Origin of the sequence: Geodermatophilus marinus (genome assembly GCF_003428645.1) — a bacterium.
GTDB lineage: Bacteria > Actinomycetota > Actinomycetes > Mycobacteriales > Geodermatophilaceae > Geodermatophilus.
The window spans coordinates 403,324-428,068 of sequence record NZ_QVQH01000001.1 but is presented as its reverse complement, the minus strand read 5'-3'; the positions used below and the strand labels follow the sequence as shown (position 1 = coordinate 428,068).

The 24,745-nt window shown below is 75.0% G+C and carries 22 protein-coding genes; 9 read left to right on the top strand and 13 right to left on the bottom strand.

Going from position 1 to position 24,745, the window contains the following annotated elements; translation table 11 throughout:
- Positions 1–65: 65 nt before the first annotated feature.
- Positions 66–815 (top strand): hypothetical protein, encoded by a 750-nt coding sequence (locus tag D0Z06_RS02150; RefSeq protein ID WP_199522061.1) that lies wholly within the window; start codon positions 66–68, stop codon positions 813–815.
- A gap of 37 nt (positions 816–852) precedes the next feature.
- On the opposite strand, the gene D0Z06_RS02145 is transcribed toward D0Z06_RS02150, so the two are convergent.
- The 8 genes from D0Z06_RS02145 to D0Z06_RS02110 all read right to left on the bottom strand — a co-directional run bounded on the left by D0Z06_RS02145 (position 853) and on the right by D0Z06_RS02110 (position 9,987).
- Positions 853–1,485, bottom strand: coding sequence for a pentapeptide repeat-containing protein (locus D0Z06_RS02145; RefSeq protein WP_117375706.1), 633 nt, complete (start codon positions 1,483–1,485; stop codon positions 853–855).
- Positions 1,486–1,814: 329 nt separating this feature from the next.
- Positions 1,815–3,365 (bottom strand): bifunctional phosphoribosylaminoimidazolecarboxamide formyltransferase/IMP cyclohydrolase, encoded by a 1,551-nt coding sequence (purH, locus tag D0Z06_RS02140; RefSeq protein ID WP_117375705.1) that lies wholly within the window; start codon positions 3,363–3,365, stop codon positions 1,815–1,817.
- Complete coding sequence (purN, locus tag D0Z06_RS02135) at positions 3,362–3,973, bottom strand: phosphoribosylglycinamide formyltransferase (protein ID WP_117375704.1); 612 nt, start codon at positions 3,971–3,973, stop codon at positions 3,362–3,364. Before purN ends, purH begins: the two co-directional genes overlap by 4 nt.
- Before the next feature lie 67 nt (positions 3,974–4,040).
- Entirely contained in the window at positions 4,041–5,237 is a 1,197-nt protein-coding gene (locus D0Z06_RS02130) for a cell division protein PerM (protein WP_117375703.1), read from the bottom strand.
- Between the two features lie 78 nt (positions 5,238–5,315).
- Positions 5,316–6,194 (bottom strand): hypothetical protein, encoded by an 879-nt coding sequence (locus D0Z06_RS02125; protein WP_117375702.1) that lies wholly within the window; start codon positions 6,192–6,194, stop codon positions 5,316–5,318.
- A 509-nt stretch (positions 6,195–6,703) separates the two neighbouring features.
- Positions 6,704–7,579: a succinate--CoA ligase subunit alpha gene (sucD, locus tag D0Z06_RS02120; protein WP_117375701.1), complete on the bottom strand. Its 876-nt coding sequence runs from the start codon at positions 7,577–7,579 to the stop codon at positions 6,704–6,706.
- A gap of 90 nt (positions 7,580–7,669) precedes the next feature.
- The gene (sucC, locus tag D0Z06_RS02115) at positions 7,670–8,830 is read right to left on the bottom strand and encodes an ADP-forming succinate--CoA ligase subunit beta (RefSeq protein WP_117375700.1); all 1,161 of its coding nucleotides are present in this window, start codon (positions 8,828–8,830) and stop codon (positions 7,670–7,672) included.
- 92 nt (positions 8,831–8,922) lie between these two features.
- Entirely contained in the window at positions 8,923–9,987 is a 1,065-nt protein-coding gene (locus D0Z06_RS02110) for a hypothetical protein (RefSeq protein ID WP_117375699.1), read from the bottom strand.
- A 259-nt stretch (positions 9,988–10,246) separates the two neighbouring features.
- Between D0Z06_RS02110 and D0Z06_RS02105 the strand changes: the two genes are divergently transcribed.
- A complete protein-coding gene (locus tag D0Z06_RS02105; RefSeq protein WP_233517380.1) occupies positions 10,247–11,062 on the top strand; it encodes an esterase/lipase family protein in 816 nt (271 codons plus the stop codon).
- Positions 11,063–11,394: 332 nt separating this feature from the next.
- Positions 11,395–12,204 carry a M23 family metallopeptidase gene (locus D0Z06_RS02100; RefSeq protein WP_117375697.1) on the top strand — a complete coding sequence of 270 codons (810 nt, stop codon included), beginning with the start codon at positions 11,395–11,397 and terminating at the stop codon, positions 12,202–12,204.
- A 144-nt stretch (positions 12,205–12,348) separates the two neighbouring features.
- Here the strand turns inward: D0Z06_RS02100 and pcrA are convergent, their stop codons facing one another.
- On the bottom strand, positions 12,349–14,643 hold the full coding sequence (pcrA, locus tag D0Z06_RS02095; protein WP_117375696.1) for a DNA helicase PcrA: 2,295 nt from the start codon (positions 14,641–14,643) through the stop codon (positions 12,349–12,351).
- A gap of 325 nt (positions 14,644–14,968) precedes the next feature.
- Here pcrA and D0Z06_RS02090 point away from each other — a divergent pair, with 325 nt between their 5' ends.
- Positions 14,969–15,265 (top strand): chorismate mutase, encoded by a 297-nt coding sequence (locus D0Z06_RS02090; RefSeq protein ID WP_117375695.1) that lies wholly within the window; start codon positions 14,969–14,971, stop codon positions 15,263–15,265.
- 9 nt (positions 15,266–15,274) lie between these two features.
- Here the strand turns inward: D0Z06_RS02090 and D0Z06_RS02085 are convergent, their stop codons facing one another.
- The gene (locus D0Z06_RS02085; RefSeq protein ID WP_117375694.1) at positions 15,275–15,682 is read right to left on the bottom strand and encodes a YybH family protein; all 408 of its coding nucleotides are present in this window, start codon (positions 15,680–15,682) and stop codon (positions 15,275–15,277) included.
- Positions 15,683–15,834: 152 nt separating this feature from the next.
- Here D0Z06_RS02085 and D0Z06_RS02080 point away from each other — a divergent pair, with 152 nt between their 5' ends.
- The 5 genes from D0Z06_RS02080 (at position 15,835) to D0Z06_RS02060 (ending at position 21,161) form a co-directional block, all read left to right on the top strand.
- Positions 15,835–16,563, top strand: coding sequence for a PIG-L deacetylase family protein (locus D0Z06_RS02080; RefSeq protein ID WP_117375785.1), 729 nt, complete (start codon positions 15,835–15,837; stop codon positions 16,561–16,563).
- 103 nt (positions 16,564–16,666) lie between these two features.
- Positions 16,667–18,163: a bifunctional cytidylyltransferase/SDR family oxidoreductase gene (locus D0Z06_RS02075; protein WP_117375784.1), complete on the top strand. Its 1,497-nt coding sequence runs from the start codon at positions 16,667–16,669 to the stop codon at positions 18,161–18,163.
- A 17-nt stretch (positions 18,164–18,180) separates the two neighbouring features.
- Positions 18,181–19,053, top strand: coding sequence for a glycosyltransferase family 2 protein (locus tag D0Z06_RS02070; protein ID WP_117375693.1), 873 nt, complete (start codon positions 18,181–18,183; stop codon positions 19,051–19,053).
- Between the two features lie 33 nt (positions 19,054–19,086).
- Positions 19,087–20,331, top strand: a complete 1,245-nt coding sequence (locus D0Z06_RS26845; RefSeq protein WP_117375692.1) for a CDP-glycerol glycerophosphotransferase family protein — start codon at positions 19,087–19,089, stop codon at positions 20,329–20,331.
- Positions 20,328–21,161 (top strand): CDP-alcohol phosphatidyltransferase family protein, encoded by an 834-nt coding sequence (locus D0Z06_RS02060; protein WP_117375691.1) that lies wholly within the window; start codon positions 20,328–20,330, stop codon positions 21,159–21,161. Before D0Z06_RS26845 ends, D0Z06_RS02060 begins: the two co-directional genes overlap by 4 nt.
- A 244-nt stretch (positions 21,162–21,405) precedes the next feature.
- On the opposite strand, the gene D0Z06_RS02055 is transcribed toward D0Z06_RS02060, so the two are convergent.
- From D0Z06_RS02055 to D0Z06_RS02045, 3 genes are all read right to left on the bottom strand, one after another.
- Complete coding sequence (locus D0Z06_RS02055) at positions 21,406–21,702, bottom strand: hypothetical protein (protein ID WP_147331967.1); 297 nt, start codon at positions 21,700–21,702, stop codon at positions 21,406–21,408.
- 103 nt (positions 21,703–21,805) lie between these two features.
- The gene (locus D0Z06_RS02050) at positions 21,806–22,867 is read right to left on the bottom strand and encodes an acyltransferase family protein (RefSeq protein WP_117375689.1); all 1,062 of its coding nucleotides are present in this window, start codon (positions 22,865–22,867) and stop codon (positions 21,806–21,808) included.
- A gap of 356 nt (positions 22,868–23,223) precedes the next feature.
- A complete protein-coding gene (locus D0Z06_RS02045; RefSeq protein WP_117375688.1) occupies positions 23,224–24,738 on the bottom strand; it encodes a glycosyltransferase in 1,515 nt (504 codons plus the stop codon).
- Between the last annotated feature and the right edge of the window lie 7 nt (positions 24,739–24,745).

The window sequence follows — 24,745 nt, the reverse complement described above, 5'->3', positions numbered from 1 at the left end:
GGAGCCGCCGACGGTCCTACGCTCGACGGCAGGGCCTCCCCGCTGCCGACCCGCCAGGAGCGCAGATGACCGAGCGCGAGCAGTCCACTCCCGCCGACTGGCGCGAGACCACGACGCCGGGCCTCCGGCCGGTGGGTGAGCACACGGACGCCGGGCCGGGCTGGGGGCCACCCGGCGCGACCGGGTACGGCACCGGCCCGGGCCACGCGGCCGGCCCGGGCCACGGCTCCGGCCCGGGCCACGGCTCCGGCCCGGGGTACGGCACCGGCCCGGGGTACGGCACCGGCCCGGGGTACGGCTCCGGCCCGGGGTACGGCTCCGGCCCGGGGTACGGCGCGCCGCCCACCACGCCGGAGTACTCGACGAAGCCGGTCACCGTCCGGCGCCCGGACTCGCTCGCCAGCCTGCTGCTGATCCTGGCCGGCATCGCGGCGGCGGTGAGCCTGCTCCTGACCTGGCTGCCCGGCAGCGAGCTGTCCGGCTGGGACCTCGTCACCCGCGGCCTCGACGACCTCGAGCAGGGCTTCGGGGTGCTGCTCGACACCGGCCTCTGGCAGCCGCTCGCCGTGGTCCTCGGTGGCGGGGTCCTCTTCGTGCTCGGGCTGCTGGCGGTGCTGCCGGCCCGCACGCACCGCTTCCTCGGGGTGCTGGCCCTGCTGGTCAGCCTGGTGGCGGCGGCCGGGGTGCTCGTCCCGCTGGACGACGTGGGGTGGGACCTCGAGCAGGTCGACACGGGGTTCTGGTTCGCCGCCGCCGTCCCGGCGCTGGGCCTGCTCGGTGCGCTGAAGGCGATGTTCACCGGCCCGCGGAGGTAGGCGGCGGGGACGGCGTCGCCCCGCCCGGGCCGGGGTCTCAGTCGGTGACCAGGGCGCCGTGGGCGCGGGCGACCTGGACGGACTGCTGGAGGTCCAGCCGCACGCCGGTGAGGTCCAGCGCGCGCCAGGGGACGGCGTCGGTGGACGCCCCCCGCAGGTCGGCACCGCGCAACGCGGCCCCCTGCAGGCGGGAGTGGTCGAGGTCGGCGCCGGTGAGGTCGCACTCGCGCAGGTCGGCGCCGGTCAGGTCCGCCTCCCGGAACCGCTGGCCGGAGAGGTCGGAGCCGGAGAGGTCCACCCCGCGCAGCGACGTCCACGACCAGTCGCAGTCCACCGAGGTCACGGGCCGCAGCACCGCGCCGGGGAACTGCGAGCCGGTGAGCTTGCACCCGGTCCACACGGCGTCGAACAGCCGGGCCCGGTCGAAGCGGCAGGAGAGGAACGCCGACCCGGTGTGCCGGGAGCCGCCCAGGCGGACGCCGGTGAGCACGCAGGAGTCGAACACGCAGCGCCGGGTGACCAGCTCCTCCAGCCCGGCGTCCTCGAAGCGGCAGCGGGTGAAGGTGACGGCCTCGAGCTCGGTGCCCCACCAGTCGACCCGGGCGAGGTCCTGCCCCTCGACCACCGCACCGGCCTCGGGCGGTCGGACGTGCGGTCGGCTGCTGTGCACCGGTGCAGGGTAGGCCCCGCGCCGAGCAGGCGACGTGCTGGAACGGCGTCCTCGCAGGGACCCGCCGCGAGCAGGTGACGAGTTGGAACGGCCACCCTCCAGGAACCCGCCGCGAGCAGGTGACGAGCCGGAACGGCCACCCTCCAGGGGCCCGCGCCGAGCAGGTGACGTGCTGGAACGGCCTCCTCGCAGGAACCCGCCGCGAGCAGGTGACGAGTTGGAACGGCCACCCTCCAGGGGCCCGCGCCGAGCAGGTGACGTGCTGGAACGGCCTCCTCGCAGGGACCCGCCGCGAGCGTGCGAGTGGCGGGGGGCGAGGAGGTCCTTCTTCAGTGCGCGAAGTGCCGGGTGCCGGTCAGGTAGAGCGGCACGCCGGCGGCCTCGGCCGCCGCGACCACCTCGGCGTCGCGCACCGACCCGCCCGGCTGCACCACCGCCCGCACGCCCGCCTCGAGCAGCACCTGGAGACCGTCGGCGAACGGGAAGAAGGCGTCGGAGGCCGCGACCGCCCCGGCCGCGCGGTCGCCGGCGCGGGTCACCGCCAGCCGGGCGGCGTCCACCCGGTTGACCTGGCCCATGCCGACGCCGACCGTCGCCCGGTCGTGGGCCAGCAGGATGGCGTTGCTGCGCACCGCGCGGACGCTGCGCCAGGCGAAGACGAGGTCGTCGAGCCCGGCGGCGTCCAGCGGCTGGCCGGTCGCGAGCGTCCAGGTCGTCGGGTCGTCGCCCGCGGCGTCGACGCGGTCGGCGACCTGGAGCAGCAGCCCGCCGCCGAGCGGTCGCAGCTCGGTGGCCGGCCGGGTCTCGTCGGGCAGTCGCAGCAGCCGGATGTTCTTCTTCGCCGTCAGCACGTCCACCGCGTCGGCGGTGAAGGACGGCGCGACGACGACCTCGGTGAAGACCTCGGCGACCTGCTCGGCCATCGCGAGGTCCACCTCCCGGTTGGCCGCGATGACCCCGCCGAAGGCGGACACGGGGTCGCAGGCGTGCGCCTTGCGGTGGGCCGAGGCGATGTCCGGCCCGACGGCGATCCCGCAGGGGTTGGCGTGCTTGATGATCGCCACGCAGGGGTCGTCGTGGTCGTGCGCGGCCCGCCACGCGGCGTCGGTGTCGACGTAGTTGTTGTAGGACATCTGCTTGCCGTGCAGCTGCTCGGCGTGGGCCAGCCCGGGCCGGTCGCTGCGGTAGAGCGCCGCGGCCTGGTGCGGGTTCTCGCCGTAGCGCAGCACCTCGGCCCGCTCCCAGCTCGCCCCCACCCAGGCGGGGAAGCCCGAGTCGTCGTCCGGTGCCAGCACGTTGCCCATCCAGGAGGCGACGGCGATGTCGTAGGTGGCGGTGTGCCGGAACGCCGCAGCGGCCAGCCGCTGCCGCTGGGCCGGCGTGAAGCCGCCCTCCCGCACCGCGACTAGGACGTCGTCGTAGCGGGCCGGGTCGACGACGACCGCGACCGACGGGTGGTTCTTCGCCGCGGCCCGCACCATCGCCGGCCCGCCGATGTCGATCTGCTCGACGCACTCGTCGGGCGTGGCGCCCGAGGCGACGGTCTGCGTGAACGGGTAGAGGTTGACCACCACGAGGTCGAACGCGCCGATCCCGAGCCGGTCGAGCTGCGCGACGTGCTCCGGCTTGCGGCGGTCGGCCAGGATGCCGGCGTGCACGGCCGGGTGCAGGGTCTTGACCCGCCCGTCCAGGCACTCGGGGAAGCCGGTCACCTGCTCGACGGGGGTGACCGGGACGCCGGCGTCGGCGATGCGCCGGGCGGTCGCCCCGGTGCTGACCAGCTCGACCCCGGCCGCGGCCAGCCCGCGCGCCAGGTCCTCGATGCCGCTCTTGTCGTACACGCCCAGCAGCGCGCGGCGGATCGGGGTCCGATCGGTCATCCAGGGGTCTCCGTTCCTCGGACGGCGGGGACCAGGCGGGCCACCGTCTCCACCAGGAGCTCGCGCTCCACCGTCTTGATCCGTTCGTGCAGCCGGGCCTCGTCGTCCCCGGGCTGCACCGGCACCTCGCGCTGCGCGAGCACCGGGCCGGTGTCCACGCCGGCGTCGACCAGGTGCACCGTGCTGCCGGTGACCGCGACGCCCGCGGCGAGCGCGTCGCGCACCGCGTGGGCCCCGGGGAAGGCCGGCAGCAGCGCCGGGTGGGTGTTGAGCAACCTGCCCTCGAAGGCGGCGAGGACCGCGGGGCCGACGATCTTCATGAAGCCCGCGGAGACCACCAGGTCCGGCGCGTGCGCCGCGATCTCGGCAGCCAGGGCGCGGTCCCAGGTGGCGCGGTCGGGGTGCGCGCCGAGCCGGCACGCGAACGTCGGGATGCCGCGGCGGCGGGCGTGCTCGAGCCCGGCGGCGTCCCGGTCGCTGCCGACCGCGACGACCTGCGCGGGGTAGGCCGGGTCGTCGGTGGCGGCGAGCAGCGCGGCGCAGAGCGAGCCGGTGCCGGACAGCAGGACGACGACCCGCGCCCGCGGGGACGGCTCGGGTGCGGGCACGGCAGCGACCCTACAAGGGCGCCGTGCGGGCCTCGCGGGCTCGGCGCGGCCCTGCGGACGCGGCCGGTCAGGCCGGGGACCGCCACCGGGCCACCGCGGCGGCCAGGCCCGCGGCGAGGCCGGCCTGGACGGCGACGGACAGCGCCGTGGCCACCGGGGGTGCCCCGACCTCGGCCAGGGCGCCGTCCCCGAGCGACCCGCCCGCGACCCAGGCGAACAGCCCGCAGGCCGCCCCGAGCAGCACGCCGGCCAGCACGCCCCACAGACCGGCGACGACCGACCCGGCGCTGCTGCCGCCGAGGTGCCGGCCGAGCGTGGTGCCCGCGACGACCCCGGCCAGCGCGGGCACCACCTGGGAGGCGAACGCGAGCAGCGGCACGGCCTGCGTGTCGGGCAGCGCGGCCAGCAGGGGCAGCGCCGGCACGGTGCCGAGGGTGACGCCGTGGACGGAGACCAGCGTCCCGCTGCCGACGGACAGGCCCGGCCCGGCCGCCACGCCGAGGGCGCCCGCGGCGGCGTTCGGCAGCAGCAGGACGCCGAGGGCCAGCAGGCCCAGCGCCCCGGCGCCGGCACCACCCAGCGAGCGGGACACCGCCGCGTAGCCCGCGGTGTCGGAGGCCAGCGCCACGGCGACCACCGCCAGGCCCAGGGCGACGGCGGCGAGCCAGCCGGCCAGCACACCGCGCAGCAGCGGGCGCACGGCGTCGGGCAGGCGTCCCGCGACGGGGTCGAGGGCCCCGGACTCGCGGACGACGCCCCACCCTGCCGCGGCGACGGCGAGGACGGCCGCGCCGAGCACCGCGGGCAGCAGGCCGACGCGGGCGCCGGCCGTGTCGGCGGCGAGGGCGACCCCGGCGGTGAGCAGCACGTGGACGGCGGCGAGCACGCCCACCGCGACCGCCGCGGCGCGGGCCCCGGTCAGGTCGCAGGCACGGACGACGACCCGGCCGGCGCTCGCCAGACCGCAGGCCAGCAGCAGGGTGACGAGCAGCGGCGCGAGCGACAAGCGCCCCGATGCCAGCGTCAGCTCGCCCCCCTGGGCCAGCAGCCAGAGCTGCCCGGCGAGGCGCAGCGAGCCGCCGAAGGGGAGGCCGCCGGACGGGTCGAGCGTCTGCACGACCACCACGGCCAGCGTCAGGCCGGCCAGGCCGAGGGCGGTGACCGCCGCGGACGCGGCGGCGGCCACGGCCGGTGCCCGGTCCGGCCACCGGGCACCGGTCGCGCTCTGCCGGGGCACGGTCAGTCGCGCCAGGAGGGAGACCACGCCCCCACTGTCCCAAGCCGCGGCGCCGGTCGTGGGCACCGCGCCGCGGCCGGGGACGACCGGTGGGCGCGTCCCGGGTCAGGTCCCGGAAGGCCGCTCGGGGTCCGCCCCCTGCCCGGAGGCGGTGGACCCGCCGGACGGGGTCCCGGGTCCCGGGTCCGTCCCCGGATCGCGCGGGGTGGCACCGCCGGGCTGCCCGTGCGGCGCCGGGCCGGCGGGCCAGCCGGGCGGCGGGGGGAACTGCCCGTAGGCGGGCTGCTGACCTTGGGGGGCGTGGCCGTACGGCGGCTGCTGGCCGTAGGGGGTCTGGCCGTAGGGGGTCTGGCCGTAGGGCGGCTGCTGGCCGTAGGGGGCCTGGCCGTACGGCGGCTGCTGGCCGTACGGCGGCTGCTGGCCGTACGGCGGCTGCTGGCCGTACGGCGGCTGCTGGCCGTACGGCGGCTGCTGGCCGTAGGGGGCCTGCTCCCGGGGCTGCTGGTCGTCGGCCCGCGGCCCGGCCGGGGGACCGAACTGCGGAGCCCGCTGGTCGGCCCACCGCGCGGCGTCGGCCAGCCCGCCCGGCAGCGCGCGCCCCGCCGTCAGCTCGGGCAGCAGCGCCAGCACGGCGAAGGCCAGGACGGCGAGCGCCGTCAGGAACCCGAGCAGCGCCCACAACGAGAAGGACAGCCCGATGCTGAAGGTGTCGATCCAGGCCAGCAGGGCCATGAGGAAGCCGAGACCGGCCAGGCCCACGGTGATCCACGACCGGGGGAAGCCGAGGTCGAGGCGCACGAACGCCGGCAGCACGGCCCACAGCGAGGCGAGCAGGAAGAGGAAGAACGCCGTGGTGACCTGGCCGGAGCTCCACCCCCAGACGCTGACGTCCGCGCCGAAGAAGACGTCCTCGAACCGGTACCAGGGGAAGAACGCCAGGACGAGGAACAGCAGGGTGCCGCCGGCGACGACGAGGTCGGCCATCCTCAGCTTCCGGGCGTCGAACGCGGGTCCGCCGCCCGGACGCCCCCCGTACCGGGCTCCGCCCGCCTGCCCGTGCGGGGCCGGCCCGCCGGGCTGCTGGCCGTAGGGCCCCTGCTGACCCGGGCCCGGCTGGGCCCAGGACGCCGGCTGGGCGTGGCCGGGCTGCTGCCCCGCCCCCGGCTGTCCCCAGCCGGGCGGCTGCCCGTGGGTCGGCTGCCCGTACGGGGGCTGCTCGTGGGACGGCCCGCCGTAGGGGGGGTGCCCGTGGCGCGGCTCCCCCGGGGGCTCCTGCCCCCACCCCGGTCCTCCGTACCCGCCCGCGGGCGGGGGCTGGCTGGTCATCGCGGGGCACTCCTCCGTCGGCCGGGCTCCACCGGGGCGCATGCTGACGAGCGGCGCCACGCCAGGCAATCGCGGCACGCCCCGCGGCCGACGTCCGTGACGCTACCGAGTCCCCGGCGCAGCGCCGCCCGCCGCCCCCGGGGGTGGGGGCAGCGGGCGGGGAGGCGTCAGCCGACGATCTCGCGCATGAGGCGGGCGGTCTCCGAGGGCGTCTTGCCGACCCTGACCCCGGCGGCCTCGAGGGCCTCCTTCTTGGCCTGCGCGGTGCCGGCCGAGCCGGAGACGATCGCGCCGGCGTGACCCATCGTCTTGCCCTCGGGCGCGGTGAAGCCGGCGACGTAGCCGACGACGGGCTTGGTGACGTTGGCCGCGATGAAGTCGGCGGCCCGCTCCTCGGCGTCGCCGCCGATCTCACCGATCATCACGATGGCCTCGGTCTCCGGGTCGTCCTGGAAGGCCTGCAGGCAGTCGATGTGCGTCGTCCCGATGACCGGGTCGCCGCCGATGCCGACGCAGGTGGAGAACCCGATGTCCCGGAGCTCGTACATCATCTGGTAGGTCAGGGTGCCGGACTTGCTGACCAGCCCGATCTTCCCCTGCTTGGTGATGTTGGCCGGGATGATGCCGGCGTTCGAGCGGCCGGGGCTGATCAGCCCCGGGCAGTTCGGGCCGATGATCCGGGTCGAGCCGCCCTGGGCGTGCGCCCAGAAGGAGGTCGAGTCGTGCACCGGGATGCCCTCGGTGATGACGACGGCCAGCCCGATCTGCGCGTCCACGGCCTCGACGACGGCGCCCTTCGCCCCGGCCGGGGGCACGAAGATGACGCTGACGTCGGCGCCGGTCTCCTTCATCGCCTCGCCGACCGAGCCGAACACCGGCACGCCGGCACCGTCGAAGTCGACGCTCTGGCCGGCCTTCTTCGGGTTGACCCCGCCGACGATCGCGGTCCCGGAGGAGAGCATGCGCTGGGTGTGCTTGCGCCCCTCGGAGCCGGTCATGCCCTGGACGATGACCTTGCTGTTCTCGTTGAGGAAGATCGACATCGTTGCTGAGTCCTGTCTCGGAAGGGGGGCACCGATGGCCCCGTCCAGAGGCTCGTCCCGAGCCTGCGAGGGATGAGGGGGACGGGGCCCTTACCCGGCCAGCTCCGCGGCCCGGCGGGCGGCGCCGTCCATCGTGTCCACCAGGGTCACCAGCGGGTGGTTGGCGTCGGCGAGGATCCGCCGGCCCTCCTCCACGTTGTTGCCGTCGAGCCGGACCACCAGCGGCTTGGTCGCCTCGTCCCCGAGCAGCTGCAGCGCGTGCACGATGCCGTTGGCCACCGCGTCGCAGGCGGTGATCCCGCCGAACACGTTGACGAAGACGCTCTTCACGGCGGGGTCGGAGAGGATGATGTGCAGGCCGTTGGCCATGACCTCGGCCGAGGCGCCTCCGCCGATGTCGAGGAAGTTGGCCGGCTTGACGCCGCCGAACTCCTCGCCGGCGTAGGCGACGACGTCCAGCGTGCTCATCACCAGGCCGGCGCCGTTGCCGATGATGCCGACCGCGCCGTCGAGCTTGACGTAGTTGAGGTCCTTCTCCTTGGCCGCCGCCTCGAGCGGGTCGGCCGAGGCGCTGTCCTCCAGGGCGGCGTGGCCCTCGTGCCGGAACGCGGCGTTCTCGTCGAGGGTCACCTTCGCGTCGAGCGCGAGCACGGTGCCGTCGGGGGCCTTCGCCAGCGGGTTGACCTCGACCAGCGTGGCGTCCTCCTTGCTGAAGACGTCCCACAGCTGGACGGCGATGGCGATCACCTGGTCCCGCACCTCGGCCGGGAAGCCCGCGGCGTCGACGATCTCGGCGGCCTTCGCGGTGTCGACCCCGACCGCGGCGTCGACCGGGACCCGGGCCAGCGCCTCGGGCCGCTCGACGGCCAGCTGCTCGATCTCCATCCCGCCCTCGACGCTGGCCATGGCCAGGAAGGTCCGGTTGGCGCGGTCGAGCAGGTACGAGAAGTAGTACTCCTCGGCGATGTCGCTGGCCTGGGCGACCATCACGCGGTGGGTGATGTGGCCCTTGATGTCCAGGCCCAGGATGTCCTCGGCACGGGCCCGGGCGGTCTCGGCGTCGTCGGCGAGCTTGACGCCCCCGGCCTTGCCCCGGCCACCGGTCTTCACCTGCGCCTTGACGACGACGGGGGCGGCGATCTCCCGTGCGATCGCCTCGGCCTGCTCGGGGGTCTCGGCGACGCCGCCGGGCAGCACGGGTACGCCGTGCGCGGCCAACAGGTCACGGGCCTGGTACTCGAAGAGATCCACGGAGAGGCACCGTAGACCCCGCGTGCGGGCACCGTCCCCCCGACGTCGGGGGGCGTGGGCCGCATCACAGCACCGCCGGGCGGAGGCCCTGCTCAGCGCCCTCCCCGCTCCACCGCGGGTGCGCGGCGGGCGCGCCAGGCCACCGCGGTGAGCCCGGCCCAGGCCAGGCCGGCGACCAGCAGGCCCGCGCCGGCGAGCGTCCACCGGAGGTCCGGCGACCCGGCGTCCCGCAGCCCGCCCAGGCCGGCGGCGAGGACGACGGCGGTGATCGCCAGCAGCCCGCCGACCGCCGCCAGCCGGGGGCGCAGGGACGGCGCCACCACCGCCCCCAGCACCAGGGCCGCGGCCAGCAGCAGCCCGCCCAGCAGGGCCAGCCCCGGGCGCTCGAGCAGCCCCTGCGGCCCCGGCTGCTCGACCACGGTCTGCAGGCCGGTGACGGGGTCGGTCACGACCCGGTCGGGGACGTCGGCCGCGGGCAGCACCAGGCAGAGGACGGTCGCCACCCCCAGCACCGCGCCGGCCCCGGCGAGGACCGGGCGGAGCGGGTCGAGGGCGCCGCCGTCCTCCATGACCGTGCGGCCCCACGCCGCCGCGGCGACGACACCGGCCAGCACGAGGAGACCGAGGGACACCGCACCCAGCACCCAGCCGGCGCCGACCTCGACCGAACTGGTCAGCACCCGCTCGCCGGCGAGCACCTCCACCGCCGGGCGCACCGTCGAGTCCCGGGCGCGGTACAGCTCGATGGCCAGCAGGCCGAGGGCGGGTGCCCCGAGGACGCCGGCGAAGGCCAGCCCGAACCGAGGCACCCGCCCGGCGGCCAGCCCGGCCCCCACCGCGACCGAGACCACGGGCACGAGCCACGCCGCGAGGACGCCGGCGATGCCGTCCCCCCGGACCAGCTCCTGCCCGCCGACGACCAGGTAGGTCGGGAACGGCGCCACGAGGCCCACGACCCCGGAGAGGACGAGCAGCACGCCGGCCGCCCGGGCCAGCGGCGGGACCGGCCCGATGACGAGCGCGTCACCCGGCGGGGGCCCGGGTCGCGCACCGCCGCCGCGCGCGTCGGCCGCGCCCCGGGCCGGCGACCGCCGGGCCGACGGCGCGCGGGCCCCCGCGGCCGGGCGTCTCCGGGTCGAACCGTCTCGGGCGGTCACGGTCCCCCTCCGTCGGTAGGTCACGAACCGGCCTCGATCGGCGGCCGGGTGCTGTCGTGCGTGTGACGACCGACACACACGGGGATTACCGTCGAGTGAACAGGGCGCCGCTGCGGCGGTGCACCCGCCTCGGCGGGTCGGTCGAGCCGGGGAGCCCCCGGACCGAGGACGGGAGGCGGAGACCGTGCGTCCGGCCGCCGACCCTCCTACCGGTCCAGCCTCGCACACCGAGGCCGTCCTCCCGGCCGCGCCACGGGGGTTGCGGGCCCTCGCCTCCCGGGCGGTCCTGACCGGCGGGATCACCGAGCTGGCCCTCGTCGGCGCCCACGTGCTGATGTACCCGCTGGGCACGCGGGTGGAGCCGGTGCGCCCCGACCCCAGCCGCCGGCCCGGCGGCCGGAACCCTGCGGCGCGGGCGTTGTTCGCCGCCGACCCGCTGGCCGCGCGGACCCCCGTCGTCCTGGTGCACGGCCTGATCGACAACTGCTCGATCTTCGCCGTGATGCGGCGCAGCCTCCGCCGGCGGGGCTTCGCCCACGTCTGCTCGTGGAACTACAGCCCGCTGCTGGACGACGTCGCCCGGGGCGCCGCCGACCTCGGTGCGCACCTGGAGCGGGTCTGCGAGCAGACCGGGCACGAGCGGGTGCACGTGGTCGGGCACAGCCTGGGCGGCCTGATCGCGCGCTACCACGTCCAGCGGCAGGGCGGCGACGCCCGGGTGGCCTCCCTCGTGACCCTCGGGACGCCGCACCGGGGTTCGGTGCTCGCGCACCTGCTGCCCACCCCGCTGGTGCGGCAGCTGCGCCCGGGTTCACCGGTGCTCGAGGAGCTGGCGTTGCCGGCCCCGGGGGTCCGCACCCCGATCACCGCGGTCTACAGCGACCTGGACCAGGTGGTGCTCCCCACCCGCGCGGGCCGCTGCGACCACCCCGACCTGCACGTCCGCAACGTGCTGGTCCGCGGCATCGGGCACATGACCCTGCCCTTCCACCGGCAGGTCCTCGACGAGGTGGCGGCGACCCTCGCCGGCCACCGACCGGTCGCCGTACCGCTCGCGACCACCGCCGCGGCCTGAGGAAAGGCCCTCGTCCCCCCACCCCTCGCCCGCTCGTGGCGGACCCCTGGACGAGGGCGGCGCCCCTGAGCCCCGGTGGCTGCCGTCCGGAGCAGGACGACCCGCGGAGCGCCACACCCGGCTCTTCCGGCTCATTCGTCACACGGGTTGCAGACAAGGCGACACGCGCCCGCGCCGGCCGATGGTGGCAATGACGGATCGTTACCGTCCGATCACGGCACCGGACAACCGGAGGGGGACCCGCACAGGTCGCCCGCGCCACCGCCGCTCCCCCGGCGGTCTGCCGCTCGGCAGCCCGGCCGGAGGGGCAGACCCACCAGGGAGGTGCTCCGGTGACCAGCCTGCTGGAGCGGCCGACGGCCGACCGGGAACCCGCGGTCACCCCGCGCCTCCCCGTGGACAGGACGCCCGCCGAGCGGGTGCCCGCGGCAGAGGCGCCGGCGGAGCAGGCGCCCGCCGTCGCGACGCCCGCCCCGCGCCGCCGCGGCCTCCCCCGTCCTCCCGGCCGGCGCGGTCCGGTCTGGCTGGCCGCCCTCGTCGCGGGCGCCGTCCTCGCCGGCCTGCCCGGCCTGCTGGGCGACGACCCCGTCCCCACCGGCATGACCTCCGTCGACTACGGCCTCGGGGTCTCCGACCTCGGGCTGGCGGGCGAGCTGGACGACGCCCTCGTGCGCCGCGGCATCACCGAGGCCGAGGCGCAGGCCCGGCTCACCGAGCTCGCCGCCTCCCGCGCCGCCCGGCGGCCGACGACCGCCCGGCCCGTCGAGGGCGCCCGCCTGACCACCTGCTTCTGCATGCGCTGGGGGGTCATGCACTGGGGCATCGACCTCGCGGCGCCGCTCGGCACGCCCATCCTGGCGGCCACCGACGGCGTGGTGATCCGTGCCGGCCGGGCCTCCGGGTACGGCAACGCCGTCTACATCCAGGACCCCGACGGCAACGTGCACGTCTACGGCCACATGCGCTACTACTCGGTGCAGGCCGGCGACATCGTGCACGCCGGCGATCCGATCGCGAAGATCGGCAACGAGGGCCAGTCGACCGGCCCCCACCTGCACTACCAGATCCACAGCGGCGGCCAAAACGGCCGCGCCGTCGACCCGGAGGACTTCCTCGCCGAGCGCGGCGTCTCGGTGCCCTGACCGGATCGGCCCCCCCCACCCCGGGGCACAGGAAGCATGTCCGGCGTCCCGGAGCCGCCGACGTGGGAAGAGCTGCCTGTGCCCGGCACCGGCCCACGCGCGACGAGCCCACGGGCGCCACCGGCCGGGGGCCGACCGCCCGGGTCAGAGCTTGACGAGCGGGGCGTAGCGGAGGACGAGGCGCTTGGTGCCGCCCGAGCCGAAGTCCACCGTCGCCTGGGCCTTGTCGCCGACGCCGGTGACCTCGACGACGGTCCCGAGCCCGAAGGCGTCGTGGCTGACCCGGTCCCCCACCTCGACCGAGATGACCGCCCGGTTGCCCGCGCCACCGCGCAGCCCGCCGGTCGACAGCCCGGTCGCGGCGACCCGCTGCTGCGCCGAGCGGTAACCCGTGCTCGGCGCGGGCACCGGCTCCTTGCCCGCCCACCGGACCGTGTCGCCCGGCAGCTCGTCGAGGAAGCGGGACGGCGGGTTGTAGGCCGGCTGCCCCCAGCTGGTGCGCACCGTGGCCCGGGAGAGGAACAGCCGCTGCTGCGCCCGGGTGATGCCGACGTAGGCCAGCCGGCGCTCCTCCTCCAGCTCCCGCGGGTCGCCCAGGGCGCGCAGGTGGGGGAAGACGCCGTCCTCCATGCCGGTGAGGAAGACCACCGGGAACTCCAGCCCCTTGGCGGTGTGCAGGGTCATCAGCGTGACCACGCCGGCGTCGTCCCCCGCGACCGGGATCTGGTCGGCGTCGGCCACCAGCGACACCTGCTCGAGGAAGTCGGTGACCGAGCCCCCGGGGTTGGCCGCCTCGAACTCCGCGGCCACGGAGATGAGCTCGTTGAGGTTGTCGACGCGCCCCTCGTCCTGCGGGTCGGTCGAGGCCTGCAGCTCGGTCAGGTAGCCGGTGCGGTCGAGGATGCTCTCCAGCAGCGCGGCCGGGCCCGAGCCGGTCTCGACCAGGTGCTCGAACTCCTCCAGCAGCGCGACGAACTCCTGCACCGCCTTGAGCGAGCGGGCGGCGAGGTCGGGGACCTCCGCGCAGCGCCGCAGGGCGGTGGCGAAGGCGATCCGCTCGCGGTCGGCGAAGGTCTCGATGCAGGACTCGGCCTTGTCGCCGATGCCGCGCTTGGGCGTGTTGAGCACCCGCCGCAGGCTCACCACGTCTGCGGGGTTGGCCACCACCTTGAGGTAGGCCAGCGCGTCGCGGACCTCCTTGCGCTCGTAGAAGCGCACCCCGCCGACGACCTTGTAGGGCATGCCGACGCGGATGAACACCTCCTCGAACACGCGGGAGGCGTTGTTGGTGCGGTAGAAGACCGCGATGTCCTTGGGCCTGGCCTGGCCCTCGTCGACCAGCGCGTCGATCTGCTCGGCCACCCAGGCGGCCTCGTCGTGCTCGTTCTCGGCGACGTAGCCCTCGATGAGCTCGCCGTCCCCGGCGTCGGTCCAGAGGTTCTTCGGCCGGCGTCCGGTGTTCTTGGCGATGACCTGGTTGGCCGCCTTGAGGATGCGCTGGGTGGAGCGGTAGTTCTGCTCCAGCAGGATCGTCGTGGCCTCGGGGTAGTCGCGCTCGAACTCGTCGATGTTGCGGATCGTGGCGCCGCGGAAGGCGTAGATCGACTGGTCGGCGTCGCCGACGACGCACAGCTCGGCCGGCGGCACCGGGCCGGCACCCGTGCCCACCAGCTCGCGCACCAGCACGTACTGGGCGTGGTTGGTGTCCTGGTACTCGTCGACCAGGACGTGCCGGAACCGGCGCCGGTAGTGCTCCGCGACGTCGGGGAAGGCCTGGAGCAGGTTCACCGTCGTCATGATCAGGTCGTCGAAGTCCAGCGCGTGCGCCTGGCGCAGCCGCTGCTGGTACAGCGTGTACGCCTCGGCGAGCACCTTCTCCGGCGCGGTGACCGGGGTGAACGACTCCTCGTCGACCAGCTCGTTCTTCAGGTTCGACACCTGCGCCGCGAGGCTGCGCCCGGGGTAGCGCTTGGCGTCGAGGTCCAGGTCGCGGGCGACCATCGTCATGAGCCGGACGGAGTCGCCCTGGTCGTAGATGGTGAACGAGCTCTTCAGCCCGAGCTTGGCGGCCTCGGCGCGCAGGATGCGCACGCACATGGAGTGGAAGGTCGACACCCACATCGCGCGGGCGCGCGGGCCGACCAGCTGGGCCACCCGCTCCTTCATCTCGCCCGCGGCCTTGTTCGTGAAGGTGATCGCGAGGACCTCGCCGGGCTGCACCCCGCGGGCACCGAGGAGGTAGGCGACCCGGTGGGTGAGCACCCGGGTCTTGCCCGACCCGGCGCCGGCGACGATGAGCAGCGGGCCGCCCTCGTGCACCACGGCCTGGCGCTGCGGGCCGTTGAGGCCGGCGAGCATGCGGTCCAGCTCCCGGCCCACCGAGCCGGACGCGGAACGCTGGAGGGACGCAGTGCCGGGGAGGGCCTGCTGGACGCTCATCCCGGGGACCCCACGGAGACGTGGAGCGCCAGCGGAGCGTTTTCGTGGGGTGGGTTCATGACCACACCACTGTAGTTCGGACGGGCGACGGTCCTCGGGTCGCGGACCCGCCCGCCCCACGCGCCCCGCGGGTGCGCTGGCGCCGCCCGCCGCGGGTGTGGCAGACTCCCGCCGTGCTCACCGCGCGCAGCTTTTACTACGGCCACCGGGTTCCGGTGTCCGTCACCGCTGGCTGAGCACACGCCGCAACAGACGCCCCGGGCCCGAGGAGCCCGGGGCGTTTCTCGTCCTCCGGGCCCGACGGCCCCCCGCACCGGAGGAACCGATGACCGCCATGATCCCCGCCACGCCGGCCCCCGCCACGCCGCCGCCCACCGCGCCCGACGCCCGCATCTCCGAGCTGCGCCAGGAGATCGACGCCTGCGATGCGGAGATCATCCGCCTGGTCCGCCAACGCCTGGCCGTCTCCCGGGAGATCGGTGAGCTGCGCCGGGCCGCGGGTGGCACCCGGCTCTCCCTCGCCCGCGAGCAGCAGGTGCTGGCCCGTTTCCAGGAGGCGCTCGGCAGCGACGGCGCCGCGCTCGGCATGATGCTGCTCCGCCAGGGCCGCGGCCGGCTGTAGCGGGCGGGCTCAGCGCTCCCGCTGGTCGGCCGGTGGGAAGTCGGCGTGCCGGTGCACCAGCCACCAGTCGCCCTCGACGCGCCGGTAGACGTGCGTCACCCGGATCGTCATCTCCCGCGGCTCCCCGCCGTCCACGCGGACGACCCCCTGCTCGGACCCGACCGTGAAGGCGAGGTCCCCGCTGACGTCGACGACCTCGTAGCGCGGGACGAGCCGGCCGTCGCTGAAGCGGCTGCCCACCCACTCGAAGGTCTTCGTGACGGCGCGGTACCCCTTCTCGACCGGTCCCCAGGCGCCGAACAGCGTCACGTCGGGGGAGTCGGCCCAGCAGGCCGCGTAGGGACCGGGGTTGCCGGCCCCCATGGCGGCCAGCCCGTCCGCGACCCGGTCCAGCGCCCGGGACAGTGCAGGGTCCACGTCGGCTCCTCCCCCGGCGGGCCGCAGCGGCCGGCCGTGCACCTGGTCCGTGGACCGCCAGGGTCCGCCCGATGCCGTTCCGGGGGAACCCCGGACCGCGTGGGCCTCCGGGGACGGGGCATCGCAGGACCCACCTAGGCTTGCCCGACGTGATGCCGACACCCCCGAAGCCCGCCGAGCACGTCGAGCGCGCGCTGTGCGTCCTGGCCCACCCCGACGACGTCGACTTCGGCAGTGCCGGGACGGTCGCCACCTGGACCGAGGCCGGCACCGAGGTCACCTACTGCATCGTCACCGACGGGGACGCCGGCGGGTTCGACGAGACACCCCGCGAGCGGATGGGCCCGCTGCGCCGCGCGGAGCAGGAGGCCGCCGCGGCGGCGGTCGGCGTCCGCGACGTCCGCTTCCTCGGCTACCCCGACGGCCGGCTCGAGCTGACCCTGGACCTGCGCCGCGACATCACCCGCGTCATCCGCCAGGTCCGCCCGCAGCGGGTGCTGACCAGCTCCCCGGAGCGGTTCTACGAGCGCATCGGCGCCAGCCACCCCGACCACATGACCGTCGGCGAGTCCACCCTGCGCGCCGTCTACCCCGACGCCCGCAACCCGTTCGCCTTCCCGGAGCTGCTCGCCGACGAGGGCCTCGAGGCGTGGACGGTCTCCGAGGTGTGGCTCGGGGCCGGCCCCCGGCCCGACCACGCGGTGGACGTGACCGACGTGGTGGAGCTGAAGTTCGCCGCGCTCAAGAGCCACGTCAGCCAGGTGGCCCACCGCGACGACCTCGAGGAGTTCGTCGGCGGCTGGATGCGGCAGACGGCGTCCCGTTTCGGGCTGCCGCACGGTCGCATGGCGGAGGCCTTCCACGTCGTCCACACCGCGTGACCGGGACGGCCCGGGCCGTCCCTCTGGCACCATTTCGTCCCACGCCGTCTCGGTGATCCCATGTGCAACTGTGCGATCACGCTCTGTCGCTACGGTCGTGCTCGTGACGAGACTGCGGAACGTGGCGGTGGTCCTGGCCGGGGGCACGGGGACGCGCGTGGGCCTGTCCATCCCCAAGCAGTTGATCAAGGTCGCCGGCAAGCCGATCATCGAGCACACCATCGGGCTGCTCAACGCCTCACCGCTGATCGACGAGATCGTCGTGATGATGACGCCCGGTCACCTCGACGCCGTCCGCGGCTTCCTCCGGTCGGGCGCCTACCCGAAGGTCACCGAGGTCCTCGAGGGCGCCGACACGCGCAACGCCACCACCCAGCGGGCCATCGACGCGCTGGGCGCCGATGAGTGCAACGTCCTCTTCCACGACGCCGTGCGGCCGCTGCTGAGCCAGCGGGTCATCGCCGACTGCGTCGACGCCCTGGACGAGTACGAGGCCGTGGACACGGCCATCCCCTCCGCGGACACGATAATCAAGGTCGACGAGGCGACGGGCCAGACGATCGACCAGGTGCTGCACCGGCCGCTGCTGCGCCGGGGGCAGACCCCGCAGTGCTTCCGCCTGTCCGTCATCCGGCGGGCCTACGAGCTCGCCGCCGGTGACCCGGACTTCGAGGCGACCGACGACTGCACCGTGGTGCTGCGCTACCTGCCCGACGTGCCGATCGCCGTCGTCCGGGGCGAGGACCGCAACATGAAGGTCACCGAGCCCATCGACGTCTACATCGCCGACAAGCTGTTCCAGCTCGACAGCCACGATGCGCCCCGGCCGCGGTTCGAGGCCGAGTACCGGGCAGCCCTGGAGGGCAAGACCGTCGTCGTGTTCGGCGGTTCCTACGGGATCGGCGCGGACATCGTGCGCCTAGCCGAGTCCTACGGCGCCACCACCTTCACCTTCAGCCGCTCGGAGACGCGGACCCACGTCGAGCGGCGCTCCGACATCGTGGCCGCCTGCGAGCAGGTGCTCGCCGCCACCGGCCGGGTGGACTTCGTGGTCAACACCGCCGGCGTGCTCCCCCGCGGCGAGCTGGCCGCGACCAGCGAGGAGACGGTCTTCCTGGCGACCGAGGTCAACTACCTCGCCCCGATCCACATCGCACAGGTCTTCCACCCGCACCTGCGGCGGACCGGCGGATCGCTGCTGCTCTACACGTCCAGCTCCTACACCCGCGGGCGCAGCGGCTACAGCCTCTACTCCTCCGCCAAGGCCGCCGTCGTCAACCTGACGCAGGCGCTGGCCGACGAGTGGGCCGGTGACGGCGTCCGGGTGAACTGCATCAACCCGGAGCGCACCGCCACGCCCATGCGGACCCGGGCCTTCGGCCGGGAGCCGGAGGGCACGCTGCTCACCCCCGGGGCCGTCGCCGAGACCTCCCTGGACGTGCTGATCTCCTCCTGGACCGGGCACATCGTGGACGTCCGACGCGAGGACAAGCTCGCCTCGCACCTCCACGCCTCCGTGGCCGCGGCGGAACTCCACGAAGAGGAGCCCGGCGACGTGGTCCCCGCAGGGGTGGACCCGCTGCTCGTCCACGGCGCCTGACCTCCGCCCACCCCGGCATGGCCCCGGTTCCGCACGTCGGCGTCGTCGTCCTGACCCAGGGCCGGCGCCCCGGCGACCTCGACCGGGCGGTGCGCTCGGTCCTCGCCCAGGAGGGCGTGCGCACCGACGTGGTCGTCGTCGGCAACGGCTGGGCGCCGGTCGGCCTGCCGGACGGCGTGGCCGCCCTCGCCCTGCCCGAGAACGTCGGCATCCCCGCCGGGCGCAACGCCGGCGTGCCCCGCGTCGAGGGCGGCCTGCTGCTGTTCCTGGACGACGACGCCGCGCTCCCCGATCCCGGCTTCCTGGCCGAGGCGTGCCGCCGGTTCGCCGCCGACCCCGGCCTGGGCCTCCTGCAGCCCCGCGTCGACGCCGCCGGCGGCGGCACGCCACCGCGCCGGTGGACGCCCCGGGTGCGGGTCGGCGACCGGCACCGCCCGAGCGCCGCGTTCTCCGTCTGGGAGGGCGCGGTGGTGGTGCGCCGGGCGGTGTTCGAGGCGGCCGGCGGCTGGCCGGCGCCGTTCTTCTACGCCCACGAGGGCATCGAGCTGGCGTGGCGGGTCTGGGACGCCGGCGCCGCCGTGCGCTACGCCGGCGACCTGGCGGCCACGCACCCGGTGACCGCGACGACCCGCCACGCGGAATTCTTCCGCCTCAACGCGCGCAACCGCGTCTGGCTGGCCCGGCGCAACCTGCCCTGGGCCCTCGGCGTCCCCTACGTGCTGACCTGGACGGCGCTCCAGGTGGTCCGGTCCGCGCGCACCCCCGGGACGCTTCGGCCCTGGTTCGGCGGGTGGTGGGAGGGGTGGCGGACGCCGGCCGGTCCCCGCCGACCGCTGCGGTGGCGGACCGCCGCCCGGATGGCCCGGCACGGGCGCCCACCGCTCGTCTGACGCCACGCCCGCACCACCGGAGGAGTCCTCGCAGTGCCACCCGTTCCCCCCGTCCTGACGTCCCGGCTGCGCTCCACCGGTGGGCGCCTGGTCCGGCGGCTGGGCCTGCTGCCGGGTGGTGAACCCGACGGGATCGGCGAGGACGCGGCCCTCGGCGACGTCGCCCTGGCGCAGCGGGTGGCCGTGTTCTTCCCGGAGCCCCCGCGCAACGCATACCAGGTCGAGCAGTGGCTGGAGCCGCTGCTCGACCTGGACCGGAAGCACGGCGTCGTGCTCCTCACCCAGGACAGCCGGACCACGGCCCGGCTGCGCACGCTGACCCGGCTGCCCGTGCACTGCGTCGCCCGGACCGCCACCCTGGAGGGGCTGGTGGAGCGCGGCGCCCTCGGCCTGGCCCTCTACGCCAGCCACCACCCGCGCAACTTCCAGTTCCTGCGCTTCGCCTCCCTCGCGCACGTCTACGTCGGCCACGGCGAGAGCGACAAGGCCGTGTCGGCGTCCAACCAGCTCAAGGCCTACGACTTCACCTTCGTCGCCGGCCAGGCCGGGGTCGACCGGGTGCGCGACGAGCTCATGTGGTTCGACCCGGACCGGCTCGTCGTCGTGGGCCGGCCCCAGCTGCCCGCGGTGGCGCCCCGGCGCCCCCGCGCGGCGGGCGAGCCCCCCACGGTGCTCTACGCGCCGACCTGGGAGGGCGCCCAGCCGGCCATGGCCTACAGCTCGGTGGCCACCCACGGGGCCGCGCTGGTCCGCTCGCTGCTGGCCGAGGGCTTCCGGGTGGTGTACCGGCCGCACCCGCGCACCGGCGCCAACCGGCCGGACGTGGCCGTGGCCGACGCCGCGCTGCGCCGGGCGTTCGACGAGCCCGCCGCGCGGGCCACGGGCAGCACCGTGGACGGCGGCGCCGCGCTGGCCGACGCCTTCGCCGGCGCCGACGCGCTGGTCACCGACATCTCGTCGATGGCCACCGAGTGGCTGCCCACCGGCCGGCCGCTCGTCGTCACGGTCCCCCGGGAGGCCGGGGCCCTGGTCCGGCCCTCGGCCCTGCTGGAGGCCGTCCCCCGGGTGACCGCCGGGGAGGCCGGCGCGGCCGGCGCCCTGCTGCGCCGCTGCCTGGAGACCGACGAGGAGCGGGACGTCCGCGCCCGCCTCCGCACGCACTACCTCGGCGACCCCGCCGACGGACCGGCGGCAGCCCGGTTCGTGGCGGCCTGCGCCGAGGTCCTCGCCGCCCGGGACGCCCGTCGGCCGGCACGCACCACGGAAGGCCCACGATGAGCACCACCGCACCGGAGACCACCGGCACCGCGCCACAGCGGCCCGCCCGGCCGACCATCGCGCAGCTGCGGGAGGTCACCCAGCCGCCGGCCATCCGGGGTCGCCGGACCGCCGAGCACTGGACCGGCGACCTCTACATGCGGCGCGTCTCGCCGTACCTGACCCGCCTGCTGGTCCGCGCCGGCCTGACGGCGAACGCGGTCACCGCGCTCATGATTGTCACCGGCGCCGCGTCGGGGTTCGCGCTGCTCGTCCCGGGTCTCGGCGGGGCGCTCCTGGCCGTGCTGCTGACCCAGCTGCAGATGCTCTGGGACGCCAGCGACGGCGAGGTCGCCCGCTGGCGGGGGACGTCGAGCCCGCTCGGCGTCTTCCTGGACAAGGTCGGCCACTACCTCACCGAGTCGCTCATCCCGCTGGCCCTGGGGGTGCGCGCCGCGGGCAGGCTCGGCGACCTGCCCGGCGGGTACGGGTGGACGACCCTCGGGGCGCTCCTGGCCGTGGTCATCGTGCTGAACAAGGCGCTCAACGACATGGTGCACGTGGCCCGGGCGTCGGCCGGCCTGGCGCGGGCAGCCGACGACGAGGCCACCACCGCGCCTGGCGCCTCGGGCCTGGCCCGGCTGCGACGCTTGGCCCGCTTCGTGCCGTTCCACCGGCTCTATCACTCGATCGAGCTGAGCCTGCTGGTGGTCGCCGCGGCGCTGTTCGACGTCGTGACCGGCGACCTGACCGGGACCCGCGTGCTCCTCGTGGCGCTGGTCCCCGCGTCCCTGCTCGCCGTGGCCGGCCACTTCCTCGCAATCGTGACCTCCTCCCGGCTGCGGGCCTGAGACGCCTCCTCTGGGTCGACCCAACCCCGAGGTCGGTGGGATGAACGCGTAGCAGGGCGTGCGCGGCGATGGTGGCGGCGGTGCGGGTCGGCAGGCCTCAGGAGGTGTGCGCGCCGTGGTGGGCGGGCGCAATCCGGTCGGGGAGCTCGCCGACGGTGACCTTGATGTAGTTGCGCCGGCAGGCGATCACCGGGCGCAGCGCGCGGGGCAGGCCGGCGCGCTGGGGCCGAATCGGTATCGAGGGTCAGCCGGGGACCGGAGACCACTCGCCGTGCGCACAGTCGCGGCCGGAGCCGGCGACCAGGTCATTCGGGCCGACCCGGCCGTCGGGGCCGCGGACCCGGGAGGGGTGCTCGACCGGCAGCGCGCTGGCGTCGACCTGGGCGCAGTGATCGACGTCCACCCCGGCGGCCAGCGCGGCGCGCAGCTGCTCGAAGGCCGCCCACGGCCGGCGGATCCGCCGGTCGGCCTCCGACTGGTGCGGCAGCCGGGGCGGCCCGGTCGACGTCGTCGGCCCGGGCCGCACTTCCTCCACGGCCACCGCCGATCACCCGAGCCCGGAGCATCACGCGGTGGTCGCCCTCGTACACGAGCCCGGCACCACAGCCGTGCGGCTCACCGGCGCGGAGGACCGGCCGACGAGCTCAGCGGGAGACGGGCTGCGGGTCGAGCAGGCCGGGGCGGCGCAGCTGGCGCTGCAGGAATGCGCTGACCGGGCGCTCGACGAGGCGGTGGAGGAGCCAGGACAGCAGCAGCATGGCGAGCACCGTCGCCGGCAGGACGACGTAGGCGGAGACGCCGTGCCGCCCGGCGAGGACGCCGATCATGGTGTACCCGACGTTCTGGTGGATCAGGTAGAAGGGGTAGCTCAGCGCGCCGGCGACCGTCAGCCACCGCCAAGACATCCAGTCCAGCCGCCCCCGCACCAGGGCCAGGAAGAACAGGGCCATCAGGCCCACCATCACCAGCACGCCCCAGTAGTGGACGTCCCTGCCGGTGACGTCTTCCTGGTGCGGCATGAACGTCTCCAGCCGGAACAGGGTGAAGGCGCCGTTCGCCCCGACGAGCAGCCAGGTGACGAACTGGTTGCCGAACCGGTGCAGCAGGTAGAAGCCGATCCCGAGGAGGAAGAAGCAGGCGTACTTGGGTTGCACCAGGTACGACACCAGCCCGTTGCCGATCCGGTCCGACAGGGGGATGGCGATCGTCCAGGCCGCGCAGAAGAGGGCGACCTTCCGGTACGACAGGCCGGTCCACACGACCAGGGCGAAGAGCAGGTAGAAGCGGAGCTCGACCCAGAGGGTCCAGTAGACGCCGTCGACGTGCCGCGCGCCGAGCCCCTCCTGGAACATCGTCATGTTCGCGAGCACCGCGCCCAGCGTGGGGGCCTCGATCACGGTCGGCACGAACGTCACGACCAGGAAGGTCAGACAGATGGCCGCCCAGTACACCGGGTACAGCCGGACCACCCGCGATGTGGCGAACTGGCCGACGGACTTCCCCCAGCTGCTCATGCAGATGACGAAGCCACTGATGACGAAGAAGATCTGGACGCCCAACCAGCCGTAGTGGGCCAGGAAGTCGGCGTTCGGGAAGACCCGGTGGACGTCTACGCCCCAGAAGTCGGACGCCGACTCCCTGCCCAGGTAGTGGTAGAGGGCGACCATCAGCGCCACCACCAGCCGCAGGCCGTCGAGGGCCCGCATCCGTCCAGCGACATTCGCCGGCCCGGCGCCCTGGGTGACACCGGAAACCTGGGCTGGCGTCCGAGGATCTCCAGCGCTGGATCCCGGTCGCGTCACATGGGGAACGCCCTGGGTGACCGCGTGGGTGCGGATGTCGAGCACGACCGACCCTGGCACGGACGCGAGCGGAACTCCGGGCGCCCGCCGGTAGCGAAGAGGTGTCCGTCGTCGGTGTGACTGCAGTGCATCGTGAGTCGCTCTCCGACCCCATCGTGCGAGGTGGGCCCGATGAGATCCGCGTGGAGGACGTCGCGCTCATGACCGGGACCGTGGTGCCTTGAGACCCGGCGGTGTAGCGGCGGCTGACACCCTCACAGTCAGGCCAGGAGGCGGTTCCACCGTTCGAAGACCGCCTGCTCCCCGAATCGCTCCAGGACCGACTGGCGCGCTCGGGCGCCGACCTTGCGGCGCAGCCGGTCGCTGCTCAGGTAGCGGACGATCTCCCGGGCCAGCGTGCGCTCGTCCCGGCCCGGGAGGATGGACCCCTGCTTGTCCCCGGGCACGATGTCCGAGGGCCCGTAGTCCACGTCGAAGGCCACCACCGGTGTCTCCTGCAGGCAGGACTCCGCGGCCGAGAGGCAGAAGCCCTCGTAGGCGGAGGTGATCACCGAGACCTGGGCGCGGGCCATCTGCCTGGTCGCCTCGCGGGTGAAGCCCTCGAGGAAGACGTTGCCCTGCAGGCCCTGCTCCTCGATGACCCGGGCCAGCTTCTCCCGCTCCTCGCCCGTGCCGTAGATGCGGTAGACGGCCTGCGGCAGCTCCTCGACGACGTGGCGGAACGCCCGGATGCCGGCATCGATGGCCTTCTGGTCGCTCAGCCGTGCCACGGTCACCGCCGTGCACGGCTCGCGCTCCTCCTGCAGCGCCGGGGTGTCGGCGAACGCGTGCGGGATGACGTGCGTGATGTCGCCGATGCCGTACATGTCGTGCAGGTCCCGGCGCTGGCGCTCGGTGAGGACGATGATCCCGTCGACGGACCGGGCCGCACGGAAGACCCGGTCGTGGTCGGCCTGCACCGTGGTCCTGTCCACCAGCGGCTGGGCCAGGTGGTTGTTGTGGATCTGCATGAACCTCAGGGCCCCGTTCGCCCGGACACCCGGCAGGGTGGCGATGCCGCCGATCCCGTCACCGATGAAGACCGGTCGCGCCGGGCCGCTCGCCGCCAGCTGGTCCAGCCAGGCGGTCTCCCACTCGGTCGTGGAGCCGTACTCGCGGACCGCGCCGGACCGGTCGAAGGTGAGCACCTTGTAGACGGCCCGGTTCTTGACCCCCATCCAGCGCATCGCGTAGCAGAAGCCGTCGGTGTCGAGGAACCGGTCCTGGACGACGATTGTGCCGTAGGGGTCGTAGCTGAGCTCCCGCCGCGCCTCGTCGCCGGTGGTGAACTCCACCCGCCGGGTGCGGCGGTGCGCGTCGTCGAAGAAGTCGACGAACTCAAGCGAACCGTCCGCGCGCCACTGCTTGTACATCCGGTAGCGCCCGCCCTCGAAGTACCGGGCGCCCCGGCCGTCGGTCCCGGCCGAGACGGCACGGAGCATCCCCGGCTCGTCGGTGCGCGGCAGGTCGGCGAACTCACCGCGCACGTCCGGGTCGGCGGCGCCGGCCTGCTGCCGGTGGTGCTCGAAGATGTTGAGGAGGCGGGCGTCGGGCCGCAGCAGGCCGAGCCGCCGGTACTCCGCCTCGACCTCGCGGTAGTCGCGCCGGGGGTCGGTGGTGACGAGCGCCGCGCGCCAGCCGTTCGCGGCGAACAGGTTGGCCCTCGTCATCATCGAGAGGGTCATCCCGCCGGCCTGCGTGCCGATCTGGTGGATCAGCATGTAGATCTCGCGCACTGTCCCC